At 72.4% G+C, this 11,795-nt stretch carries 10 protein-coding genes; 6 read left to right on the forward strand and 4 right to left on the reverse strand.

The window, feature by feature from the left end; translation table 11 throughout:
- Positions 1–90: 90 nt before the first annotated feature.
- On the forward strand, positions 91–1,494 hold the full coding sequence (locus K7G60_RS12875; protein WP_225800996.1) for a sulfatase: 1,404 nt from the start codon (positions 91–93) through the stop codon (positions 1,492–1,494).
- A gap of 189 nt (positions 1,495–1,683) precedes the next feature.
- On the opposite strand, the gene K7G60_RS12880 is transcribed toward K7G60_RS12875, so the two are convergent.
- Positions 1,684–2,907, reverse strand: a complete 1,224-nt coding sequence (locus K7G60_RS12880) for a saccharopine dehydrogenase family protein (protein WP_225800997.1) — start codon at positions 2,905–2,907, stop codon at positions 1,684–1,686.
- A 118-nt stretch (positions 2,908–3,025) separates the two neighbouring features.
- Between K7G60_RS12880 and K7G60_RS12885 the strand changes: the two genes are divergently transcribed.
- Complete coding sequence (locus K7G60_RS12885; protein WP_225800998.1) at positions 3,026–3,745, forward strand: TetR/AcrR family transcriptional regulator; 720 nt, start codon at positions 3,026–3,028, stop codon at positions 3,743–3,745.
- Between the two features lie 104 nt (positions 3,746–3,849).
- On the opposite strand, the gene K7G60_RS12890 is transcribed toward K7G60_RS12885, so the two are convergent.
- Positions 3,850–6,180 carry an LPXTG cell wall anchor domain-containing protein gene (locus K7G60_RS12890; RefSeq protein WP_225800999.1) on the reverse strand — a complete coding sequence of 777 codons (2,331 nt, stop codon included), beginning with the start codon at positions 6,178–6,180 and terminating at the stop codon, positions 3,850–3,852.
- A 202-nt stretch (positions 6,181–6,382) separates the two neighbouring features.
- On the opposite strand from K7G60_RS12890, the gene K7G60_RS12895 reads away from it, so the two are divergent.
- The 4 genes from K7G60_RS12895 (at position 6,383) to K7G60_RS12910 (ending at position 10,357) form a co-directional block, all read left to right on the forward strand.
- Positions 6,383–6,928: a hypothetical protein gene (locus K7G60_RS12895; RefSeq protein ID WP_225801000.1), complete on the forward strand. Its 546-nt coding sequence runs from the start codon at positions 6,383–6,385 to the stop codon at positions 6,926–6,928.
- A gap of 109 nt (positions 6,929–7,037) precedes the next feature.
- Positions 7,038–7,427: a molybdopterin-binding protein gene (locus tag K7G60_RS12900; protein ID WP_225801001.1), complete on the forward strand. Its 390-nt coding sequence runs from the start codon at positions 7,038–7,040 to the stop codon at positions 7,425–7,427.
- Positions 7,428–7,515: 88 nt separating this feature from the next.
- Positions 7,516–8,325: a molybdate ABC transporter substrate-binding protein gene (modA, locus tag K7G60_RS12905; protein ID WP_225801002.1), complete on the forward strand. Its 810-nt coding sequence runs from the start codon at positions 7,516–7,518 to the stop codon at positions 8,323–8,325.
- A gap of 94 nt (positions 8,326–8,419) precedes the next feature.
- A complete protein-coding gene (locus K7G60_RS12910) occupies positions 8,420–10,357 on the forward strand; it encodes an ABC transporter permease (RefSeq protein WP_225801003.1) in 1,938 nt (645 codons plus the stop codon).
- Positions 10,358–10,417: 60 nt separating this feature from the next.
- Here K7G60_RS12910 and K7G60_RS12915 read toward each other — a convergent pair whose 3' ends face one another.
- On the reverse strand, positions 10,418–11,194 hold the full coding sequence (locus K7G60_RS12915; protein ID WP_225801004.1) for a hypothetical protein: 777 nt from the start codon (positions 11,192–11,194) through the stop codon (positions 10,418–10,420).
- Between the two features lie 50 nt (positions 11,195–11,244).
- A complete protein-coding gene (locus tag K7G60_RS12920) occupies positions 11,245–11,787 on the reverse strand; it encodes a hypothetical protein (protein ID WP_225801005.1) in 543 nt (180 codons plus the stop codon).
- Positions 11,788–11,795: the final 8 nt, after the last annotated feature.

The following is an 11,795-nucleotide window of genomic DNA, read 5'->3' on the forward strand; positions in this document are numbered from 1 at the left end:
TCCTCCGTCCGCCCCGCCCGCGGCGCCGTCCCCCGCCCGCCGGGCCCCGGAGGCATGCCCGCACGTCCGCACGCCCTTCTGGAGACCCGCATGTCCACGCCCCTGTCCCGTCGCGCCCTCGGCGGGGCCGCCGCCGGTGCCGCCGCCGCGGCCGCCCTCGGCGCCACCGCGACCGCCGCGCAGGCCGCTCCCGCGCCCGCTCCGCAGGAGCGTCCCTTCCGGGCCGCGCACCCGCGCCGCCACTCCCGGCGACCCAACATCCTCTTCATCCTGGGCGACGACCTCGGCTGGGCCGACCTCTCCTCGTACGGCTCCCCGCACATCCGCACGCCGCACCTGGACCGCCTCGCCCGCGAGGGCGTCCGCTTCACCGACGCCTACTCCGGCTCCGCGACCTGCTCCCCCACCCGCTTCAGCCTCTACACCGGCCGCTACCCCGGCCGAACGAAGGGCGGGCTCGCCGAGCCGATAGCCGACAAGACCGTCGGCCTGGAACCCACCCACCCCACGCTCGCCTCGCTGCTCCGGGACTCCGGATACGCCACCGCGCTCATCGGCAAGTGGCACTGCGGCTACCTGCCCGACTACTCCCCCACCCGCTCCGGCTGGGACGAGTTCTTCGGCAACTTCGGCGGGGCCCTGGAGTACTACTCCAAGCTCGGTCTCGGCGGCGAGTACGACCTCTACGAGGGCGACGCCGAGTACAAGGACCTGCGGTACTACACCCGGATCCTCACCGAGCGGGCGAGCGAGTACGTCGGCCGCGACCACGAGAAGCCCTGGCTGCTGAACCTGAACTTCACCACCCCGCACTGGCCCTGGATCGCCGACGGCGACACGGAGGCGAGCGAGGAGATCGTCCGCCGCATCAAGGCCGGCGACCGCTCCGCCCTCTGGCACCAGGACGGCGGCTCCGTCGAGAAGTACAAGGAGATGGTCGAGGACCTCGACCGCTCGATCGGGCAGGTCCTCAACGCGCTGAAGCGCTCCGGCCAGGAGCAGGACACCCTCGTCTTCTTCGCCAGCGACAACGGCGGCGAGCGCTTCTCCTACAACTGGCCGCTCGCCGGGAACAAGGGCTCGCTCCAGGAGGGCGGCATCCGCGTCCCCACGATCCTGCGCTGGCCCGCCCGCATCGACGGCGGGCAGGTCAGCGACCTGCCGGTGTTCACGCCCGACTGGACGGCGACCCTGCTGGACCTGGCCGGTGCCCGCCCCCACCCGGCGTACCCCCTCGACGGCACCAGCCTCGCCGGACACCTGCTGCGCGGCGCGGAGGTGCCGGAACGCGACCTGTTCTGGCGGGTGCGGGGCGAGCGGGCGCTGCGCCGCGGCGACTGGAAGTACTACCGGGGCAAGTCCGGTCGCGACCAGCTCTTCCACCTGTCCGAGGATTCCCGCGAGCAGGCGGACCGGGCGCCGTTCGAGCAGGCGCGGCTGGCCGAGCTGCGGGCCGTGTGGGAGCGGATCGACGCGGGGCTCCTCCGCTACTGAGCCCCGCGGGCCCGGACCGGTTCGGTTCGGATCCCTCGTGGGCGAACCGGGGCCCGAACGGGCCTTGCCGTCAAGGGATTTCGGCCGGACAGGTGCTCGTGACGGCCTCGGTGGGCCCGGTGCCGGTGCCGGATCCCCGGCACCGGGCGCGGTCGGGCCGACGGGTCCCCCGGTGGCCGCCCCGGCGGCTCAGCGCTCCTCGCGGAGCCCCCACGGGGATCCGTACGCGCCGAGCAGGTCGAGGAACGGGCGGGGCGGCAGCGCCTCGGGGCCGAGGACGCCGCTCGCCTTCCACGTGCCCTCGGCGATCAGCTCCAGGGCGACCACCGGGTTGAGGGCGGTCTGCCAGACCACGGCCTGGGAACCGTACTCGCGCATCGTCCACTCGTTGTCGACGACGTGGTACAGGTACACCTCGCGCGCCGCGCCGTCCTTGGTCCCCTTGACCCAGGTGCCCGCGCAGGTCTTGCCCTTCATGTGGTCGCCCAGTGTGGCCGGGTCGGGCAGACAGGCGGCGACCACGTCGCGCGGGGAGACCTCGACCGGGCCGTCCGCGCCGGGGACGGTGACCTTCGCCGTGGAGTCGAGACCGAGGTCGCGGAGGGTCTTGAGCTTGGCGATGAAGTCGTCGCCGAGGCCGTACTTGAACGTGACCCGGCGCGCGTCCACCCAGCGGGGCACGAGGAGGACCTCCTCGTGCTCGACGTTCACGCACTCCACCGGGCCGATGCCCTCGGGGAAGTCGAAGACCTCCGGCTCGCTGAAGGGTGCGGTGGTGAACCAGCCACGGTCCCTCTCGTAGACGACGGGCGGGTTGAGGCATTCCTCGATGGTGGTCCAGATGTTGAAGGAGGGGGCGAAGTCGTACCCCTCGACGGTGAGGTTCGCGCCGTCGCGGATGCCGACCTCCTCGATCTCGTCGAAGAGTTCGTCCGCCGCGTAACGGGCGAACACGTCCGAGAGACCCGGTTCCACGCCCATGCCGACCAGGGCGAGGCGGCCGGCCCTCTCCCAGTCCTCGGCCAGGGCGAACTGCTCGTCGCCGAGCTTGACCCCGCACTCCTCGTGGGGGGCGGTCGGGTGCGGCACGGACAGCGACATCGCCATGTCGACGTAGTGCGCGCCGGCGGCGAGCGCCGCGCGGAACAGCGGCATCACGAACCTGGGGTCGGTCGCGTTCAGCAGCACGTCGCAGCGCTCCTCGTCGAGGAGGGCGCGGACCGCGGCCTCGTCGGAGGCGTCCAGACGGCGCGCGGCGAACCGGCCCTCCCGGTCGTCGAGCGCGGCGACGGCGGCCTGCGCGCGGGCCGGATCGTAGTCGGCGACGACCATGTGGGTCAGGAAGTCACGGCGGGCCGCGATGCGGGTGACGGCGGTTCCGACGCCGCCCGCACCCACGAGAAGTACACGCATGTCACACACCATTTCGTCGAGTCCGTCCCGGCGAACGCCCGGGGACGCCCCGATGGAACACGACCCCGGCGGTTAAGGTCTACGGCGTTGGCATAAGGAACGACAGGAGGGTGGCGCGGTGCCGAAGAAGGTGGTTCCGGAGGCGGAGCGGCGCAGGCGGCGGCCCACCCGGCAGGGCACCGTGCTGTCGGAGAAGCTCATCGTGGAGACGGCTCTGCGGATGCTGCGCGAGCACGGGGTCGCCGGACTGACGGCGCGCCGCCTGGGTGCCGCCCTCGGCGCCGACCCGAGCACCGTGTACCGGTACTTCGCCGGACTGGACGGCCTGACCCGGGCCATCGGCGAGGAGCTGATGGGGCGGGCCCTGGACAGCTGGACGGCCACCGGGGAATGGCGTGCCGATCTGCGCGCCCTGGGTCTGGCCGTCCACGCGTCCTACCTCGCCCACCCCCAGGCGGCGCTGCTGACCGCGAGCCGTGTCACCGGCCGCCCCCGGGAGATCGAGGTGGACGAGACGATCCTCGGGATCCTGCGCGGCGCGGGCTTCGGGGACGCGGACGCCGTCGGCGTGTACCACGCCTTCATCGACCTGGCGCTGGCCTTCGCCGCTCTGGACGCGGGCGCGCTGGCCATCAAGGACGAGGTCAGAGAGGCGGACGAGGAGATGTGGACCTCCACCTACGCCCGGCTGCCGGCCGAGACGCATCCCCACATCGCCGCCACCGCGCGCCTGCTGGCGGACCGGATGAACCACAGCGCCTATCCCGTCCTCCTGGACACGCTCCTGGGCAGGGCGGAGGCGAGGCTGGCCGCGACGACGCGCGCTTCCCGTGCGTGAGGCTTCCCGTACGGGAAGCTCCCCTGCACGAGGCTTCCCGTACGGGGGAGGGGCCCCTCCCCCGTACGGGAAGGGCCCCTCCTGTTCTGCCGGTGCCGTGCCGGTCAGCTTCCGGTGTTCGCCCTGCGGCGGCGCCACCGGACGAGTGCGGCGCCCGCGGCGATCGCGGCGGCGGCGATGCCGGTGATCAGGGCCACGGGGGTGCCGCTGCCGGTGTCGGCGAGATCGCCGTCGGGGTCCGTCGGACCGGGCGGGGTGGTGACCTCAGGTCCGTCGGGGGACCGGCTGCCCGTCGGAGACGGGGTGGGCTTTCCCGTACCGGTCGGGCTCGGGGTCGGCTTCCCGGTGCCGGTCGCCGTGGGGGTGGGAGTGGGGGTGGGGGTGCCGGCCTCGGAGTGTCCGGCGCTGTTGCCGCCGAACATCAGGTAGCCCTCCTTGTTCGGGTCGTCCGCGACGGTGTCGACCGCGAAGCCGACGGTGCGGGGCTTGTAGCGCTGCTCGGTGCGGAAACGCACCGGGTTCATGTTCCGCTTGGGCTGCTTGGAGAAGTCGACCCCGCCGACGGTGTAGACGTAGACGTCCTCGCCGTTGTCCCACTTGTACTTGAAGGTGCCTTCGGTGAAGGCCTTGTAGTAGCGGTCCCAGACCTGCTTGCCGTTCCAGTCCTGGTGCGGGGCGCGCAGCGGCCAGCGCTTCACGTCGTCGCTGTCGATGATCCCGCGGTACTCGGCGGGCATGTCGGCGGCGTTCTGCCGGACCCATTCGGCGGCGACGCGCGCGGTGTAGACGCGACGCAGGTCGGCGTAGTAGTCGCCGTTGTTGACCTTCTCCGCGACCAGGGGCGTGATGTAGCGGTCGAGCACCCGGTCGGACTGCTGCGTCTCGGCCTCGGTGAGGTCGCAGCCCTTTCCGCCGGGCGGCTGCGTGTGGGTCTCCTGCGGGACCGTGGACAGCTTCAGCGGGGTGTCGAGGATGTGGATGCCGCCGTCCTGCTCGCGCACGACGGCGGTCTCGGGCTCGATCCAGTAGCGGAAGCCCGCCCAGCAGGGGAAGCCGTTGCGCTGGGGCAGGGCGTTCATGAAGTTCCGGCCCGCCTCCGTCTCGGGGTCCATGGCCTTGAAGATGTCGTGCTTCAGCTCCAGGTCCGCTTCCAGCAGCACCCGGCCGGCGTCGGTCCTGCCGAAGTCGGCGTCGATGACGCGGTTCGGCTCGTCCGGGTTGAGGTTCACCCAGAACGTGGACGGGTCCAGGGCGAGCCAGGTGAAGAACGCGTCGGAGATGAGGTTGCCCTTCTCCTGGCCGCCCCACCCGGCCGCGTACTCGTCCTCCACCGACTTGGCCGAGAAGGCGTAGTCCAGGCCCTTGCCGCTCTTGCCCTTGCCGATGTAGCGCAGGTCGAGGGTGGTGAAGTCGATGCCTCCGAGCCCGCGGTTCATCAGGGACCGCTGCCCGGTCCTGCCGAGCCGGTCGAGCTGTTCCTTGAGGGTCTGCGGGTTGGGCGGGGACTGCTTGACGACCTGGTTGCCGGAGCCGCGGGACCCGGTGGAGGTGCCGTTGCCCGGAGACATCGTCGTGCCGTTCGCGCGGTACGGGCCGTTCTCTGTGCCCTTGGGGGGCAGGCCCTTGTGGTGGGACTGGTAGTCGTACGTGCGTACCCGGTCGCGGCCGAGGGCGTCCTTGCCCGCGGTGTCCTTCAGCTCCTTCATGAAGTTCTTGGCGTCACGGGTCTGGTTCTCGGCGAAGACGTACGTGTACTTGTACGAGCGCCAGCCCTGGTTCTTGGCCCAGGCACGGTCCGCGGGCTTCTCGCGGCCGTCGGGGCTGCCGTTGGACTTGGCCTCCACGATCTCCCGGGTGCGCTTGTTGTACGCGTCGAGCCGCCGTTTGTAGCGGTCGCCGGTGTCGGGGTCCTTGAACCAGAACTCCTTCTCGCAGATCCAGTCCGGGCCGGTCAGCCCCATCTCGCGCACGACCTTGCCCATGAAGGCCTTGCCGCGGGCGTCGAAGCCCTGGTTCGGGATGTAGACCTTCGACAGGTAGTCGCCGAAGTCCTTCCACCGCTTCTGCGCGTTGAACCGGGCGTAGATGCGCCTCGGGTCGCTGTGGTCGAACTTCTTGTAGTCGGTGCCCGCGGCGTCGAGTTCGGCCCGGGTGGGACTGAGGCCGTCGAACTGGAGGCCGGGGTTGGTGTACTCGTACGTGTCCCAGCGGTCCACCGCGCGCGAGGCGTCCCCCTGGGGCAGACCGCCGATGGGTACGTCCTTCACCCCGTACATCTCGTCGCACCGCTTGCCGGGCTTCAGCTTCGGCGCCGGTGCGGCTTCGGCGACGCCGGTGACGGGTTGTCCGGTGACGGTGACGACGGTGGCGCAGGCGAGCGCGAGCAGGCTGTTCCTGAGCGCACGCCAGCGGCTTGCTATTCGTGCTGGCTTCACAGTGTTTCCCCCGGGAGCCCCCACGGGTCAGAGTCCGGCCGTGTGGCGCCAGGGCCCCCGATGCTCATGTGGGCGCCGCACGAGCGCTCCGATCCTAGAGCGCCGCTTTGCCCACGCAACGTCTTTTCCGTGTCGTGGAGTGTGTTAAATCCGTGCAGATTCAAGGCTCTTACGGCCACACAAAGAGCTAGGGTTAACTGCCGTGAGCAATGAAATCTGGGACGACGAGGACGGCGACGAGGACGAGCGGGCCGTCGCCGAGCGCATCGACGGGGAACACGCCGACAATCCCCGCCTCGCGGCGTGGCTGGGCGAGCAGGAGGGCCGCTTCGAGGACTGGAGCCGCGACCACGGCGGCGGCTGGGACTTCGGCGAGCGCTCGCTCGACCGCCTGGAAGCCGTCATCCGTGAGCACATCACGTCCGTCGACGACCTGTTCGCGCACGAGCACACCCCGCTGGTCCAGGTCGCCTGCTGGTACGTCGGGGAAGTGCACCGCCGCGCCGCCGGCACCGAGTGGCGCATGGACCCCGACCCGGCCGACAGCCACCCCTGGTCCGGGCGCCCCTACGTGACCGTCCCCTTCACGCGCCTGGACGAGTACCGGGACCCCGAGGGCATCGACTACGACGCCCGCCCCCGGCACCACCCCCTCAGCAGCTTCCTCGCCCTCCTCCGAGAGGGCCCCGGGAGCGGGCCGGGCTCGCTCCGGAGCGAGCTGCGCGACTACGGGCCCGACGCGGAGTGAGGACGCCCACCCTCACCCTCGTACGTTCGCCCAAGCACCCTCTCATCCGCCATGGAGGGTCCTCCGTGTTTGTTGCAGATGAGAGCCTGAGCGTCCTACGGTGTCGCACATGCAGTCCTACACCATCGGGCAGGCCGCGCGCCTTCTGGGCGTGAGCCCGGACACCGCGCGGCGCTGGGCCGACGCCGGCCGGGTCGCGACCCACCGCGACGAGAGCGGCCGGCGCGTCATCGACGGCACGTCGCTCGCCGCCTTCTCGGTGGAGATCGCGGAGGGCGATGACGACGGGGTGCCGTACACGACGGCGCGCAACGCGTTCCCCGGCATCGTCACGGCGATCAAGCTCGACGACATCGCGGCCCAGGTCACCATCCAGGCCGGACCGCACCGCCTGGTCTCCCTCCTCACCCGCGAGGCCGTGGAGGAGCTGGGACTGGAAGTCGGCATGCAGGCCACCGCCCGCGTGAAGTCGACCAGCGTGCACATCGACCGCACCTGACCCCTCACGCACCACCGATACGTCTCGGCCGTCGGCACGGCCGGCCTCCCAGCGCCCCTTCCGTTCGTCCCCAGGAGATCCGGACCCCATGTCCCTCACCGTCACCAGACGTCGTACCGCCGCCGTCCTGACCGCGGCCCTGCTCCTCTCCCTCGCGGCCTGCTCGTCGAGCGACGACACCGCGAAGGACGCCGACGGCTCCACCGCCTCCGGTACCGCGGGCTCCGCGCCGCGGGCGAACCTGACCGTCCTCGCCGCCGCGTCCCTGACGGACGTGTTCAAGACGGCCGGCGCCGCCTACGAGAAGTCCCACCCGGGCACGAAGCTCACCTTCTCGTTCGCCGGCTCGCAGGAACTCGTCGCGCAGGTCGCCCAGGGCTCGCCCGCCGACGTCCTGGTCACCGCCGACACCAAGAGCATGGACAAGGTGAAGGCCGACACGGACACCCCGGCGGTCATCGCGAAGAACCGGCTCGTCATCGCCACCGGGAAGGGCAACCCCTTCAAGGTCGACGAGCTGAAGGACCTCGCGGACAGCAGGCTCAAGGTCGTCCTCGCGGCGCCCGAGGTGCCGGCCGGCAAGTACAGCAAGAAGATCCTGGACGCCCAGGAGATCTCGGTGACGCCGGTCTCCCAGGAGCCCAACGTCCGCGCGGTGCTCAGCAAGGTCGAGCTCGGCGAGGCCGACGCCGGACTCGTCTACAGGACCGACGCCGAAAGCGCGAAGGACAAGGTCGACGCCGTCGAGATCCCCGACGCGCAGAACGCCGTCGCGCAGTATCCGGCCGCTACGCTGAAGGACTCCAAGAACCCCGAGGCCGCGGCCGCGTTCGTCGCCTGGCTCTCCTCCCCGGAGGGCCGGAAGATCCTCCAGGACGCCGGCTTCCAGAAGCCGTAACCGTCCGGGATCGCACAGATCGCGAGGTGCTGTCCGTACCCGGGGGGACGGACAGCCCCTCGTCCTCACGTCTTGCTCGCTGCGGGGTCGATCGATGAAACGAGAACACACGCGCAGGTCCGGTGCGCGACCGCCGCTGACGCTGGTCCTGCCGGCGCTGCTGGCCGTGGCGTTCCTTACGCTGCCCCTGCTCGGGATCCTCGCACGGACCGAGTGGAGCGAACTCGCCGGCCATCTGGGCTCACCGGGCACCGTCCAGGCGCTGAAGCTCTCGCTCCTCGTGTCCTTCTGGGCGCTCGGGCTTTCGCTGCTGCTCGGCGTCCCGCTGGCCTGGCTCCTCGCCCGCGTGTCCTTCCCCGGCAAGGCCCTCGTCCGCTCGCTCGTGCTGCTGCCGATGGTCCTGCCGCCCACCGTCGGCGGCGTCGCGCTGCTCCTCGCCTTCGGGCGCCGCGGCCTCCTCGGGCCGTGGCTGGAGTCGGCGTTCGGGATCACCCTCCCCTTCCACACCTCGGGTGCCGTCCTCGCGGCCACCTTCGTGGCCATGCCCTTCCTCGTCATCAGCCTGGAGGGGGCGCTCGGCGGTCTCCGGCCGCGGTACGAGGAGACGGCGGCCTCCCTCGGCGCCTCACCGGTCCGCGTCTTCTTCACCGTCACCCTGCCCATGGTCGCGCCGGGCGTCGTCGCGGGCGCGGCCCTCACCTGGGCGCGGGCGCTGGGCGAGTTCGGTGCCACCATCACCTTCGCCGGCAACCTGCCCGGCACCACCCAGACCCTCCCCCTCCAGGTCTATCTGCTCCTCCAGGAGGAGCCCGAGGCGGCGACCTCCGTCTCCCTGCTGCTGCTCGCCATCGCCATGGGCGTACTCGTCGCCCTGCGCGGGCGGTGGACCGGCGCCCCGGCCGACCGCGTCCGCCGGGCCGCCGTCCCCGAGGCCGGCGCGGAGCCGATCGAGGAAGCCCCTTCGGCACAGGGCGAGCCGTCCGTCCCCTCCGGGGAACGCTGCTCCCTGCACGCCGAGGTCACCGGTTTCACCCGCCTCACCCTCGACGCCGGACCCGGCACCACCATCGCCGTCGTCGGCCCCAACGGCGCCGGCAAGACCACCCTCCTCCGCGCCCTCCTCGGCCTCACCCCGCGTGCCCACGCCGACCTCACCCTCGGCGGCACCGACGTCACCGCCCAGCCCCCGCACCGGCGCCGGGTCGCCTGGGTCCCGCAGGACGGCGCCCTCTTCCCGCACCTGACGGCCCTCGCCAACACCGCCTACGGCCTGCGCGCCCAGGGCGTCCCGCGCGCCGAGGCGCGGCGCGCGGCCCAGGCCTGGCTCGACCGCCTCGGCGTCGGTCACCTGGGGCACAGGAAGCCCGCGCAGCTCTCCGGCGGCCAGGCCCAGCGGGTCGCCCTGGCCCGCGCGCTGGCCGCCCGCCCCCGGCTCCTCGTCCTCGACGAGCCGCTCGCCGCCCTCGACCAGACCACCCGCGCCCACGTACGCCACACCCTGCGCACCCACCTCGCGGGCTTCGGCGGCGTCTGCCTCATCGTCACCCACGACCCCGTCGAGGCCGTCTCCCTCGCCGACCGCGTCCTCGTCCTCGACGACGGCCGCGCGATCCAGGACGACAGCCCCGCCGAGGTCACCCGCCACCCCCGCTCCCCCTGGGTCGCCCGCATGCTCGGCCGCAACGCCTGGCCGGGCACCGCCACCGCCGAAGGCCTCGACCTGCAGGACGGCGGCGTCCTGGTCGCGGCCGATCCGCCGCCGGCCGGCACCCCCGCGCTCGCGATCGTCGCGCCCGAGGCCGTGTCCCTGCACCGTGAGAAGCCCGTCGGCAGCCCCCGCAACGTCTGGCCCGGCACCGTACGCGAGATCACCGGCAGCGGCAGCCGGCTGCGGGTCCTCGTGGCCTCCGACCTCGCGCCCGACCTCGTCGCCGAGATCACCCCGCAGGCCGCCGCCGAACTCGGCCTCGCCGACGGGGTGTCCGTCTGGACCAGCGTCAAGGCGACCGAGGCGACCGTCGTGCCGCTCTGACGCGGGCCTGCCGCGGGCCGGTGGGGCTCCACGTCCTCCGCCGCTCCCCGTGAGGACGGCTCAGCGGCCGAAGGTGTCGATGTTCTCGACGAGCCAGCGGCCGTCGCGGCGCACGACGTCCACGGCGAACATCGCGCCGGCGTAGACGCCCCGGTCCTGGGCCTTCGGCCGCTGCTTCCCGCCGGCCTTGCCGGTACCGGCCGTGCTCACGCTGCTCTGGTCGGCGTAGACCAGGACCCGGGCGCGGTCGCCGTCGATCCGCTCGACCGCGCTGTCGGTGACCGTCGTGGTGATCACCGTCTTCTGCCGGGCCGCCTGGGCGAGCACTCCGCCGAACAGCGTCCGGTGCTGGTCCACGGCCTTGCCGGTGAGGAGGGTCCTTCCCGCCCGTTCGAAGGGGCCCGTGTCGGCGTGGTCGTAGGAGAAGAGCGCGGCGACGGCCTCGGCGGTCTGTCCCTTGATCTCGCTGGTACGGGCGAGGTCGGTGAGGGCCGTGTTGCCGCGGGCGGGGTCGTCCCGCAGCTCTCCCGCCCTGCTGTGCGCCCATCCGGCGAAGCCTCCGAGGAGGAGGGTCAGGACGCACAGGACGACGAGGGGAGCGAGGCCGCGCGCCCTGTCCTTCGTGGTCCTCGCGGCGGCCGGACGGTCGGCGGCCGCTTCCTCCCCCGCTGCCTCCGTCGTTCCTCGTACGGGCTTCGCCGCCGGTGGCCGCCCGGGCCGGGAGCCGGGTGCGGGCAGGAGACCGACGGGCGCGTGGGCCCTGGCCGCGGCGGTCGGCCGGTCGGCGAGGGCCTGGCGGCGGCGCCGGCGGTTGAGGTGGTGACGGGGCGTCGGCATCGTGCGTGTCCTTTCGGGTGCTGGCGGCTCTCGCGTACGGGACGGCTCGGTCAGCCGGTCGCCGTGCCGCCCACGGGGGCCTGCCCCAGACCGCTGAGCTTCCACTGGCCGCCGGTGCGGGTGAGCTCGCCCAGCATGCGGCTGTCCTTCTCCGTGCTCTTGCTGTCGGGCGTCGTGACGGTGACGCGCAGCGCGACGAGCAGCCGGGCCCGCCCGGCCCGGTCGTCGAGTTCGGTGACGGCTCCGGACAGCACCCGGGCCGTGGTCACCGTCTTCGCCGCCTTCACCTGGCTGGTGAACTCCTCCCGTCCGTCCACCAGTTGCCGGTGCAGTTCGCCGGTCGTCGAGGTCTCCCAGAGGTCGAGTCCCTGGTCCACGCGCCGGTGGTCGAGCGTGTTGAGGTTCTGCACGGCCTGCTCCCCCGCCGCGAGCGCCCGGTCGCGCTGCGCGGCGTACGCCGCGGAGTCGTCGTGGGCCGCCGCGTACCAGCCACGGCCTTCCCAGGCGGCGAAGCCGCCCGCGACCAGAGTGAGCACGAGGGCCACGGCCAGGGCCGGCCGGTTGCCCGCCGAGGCGCGGACCTGGCGTGTCATGGGGGTCT

Origin of the sequence: Streptomyces sp. NK15101 (assembly GCF_020400725.1) — a bacterium.
Classification (GTDB): domain Bacteria; phylum Actinomycetota; class Actinomycetes; order Streptomycetales; family Streptomycetaceae; genus Streptomyces.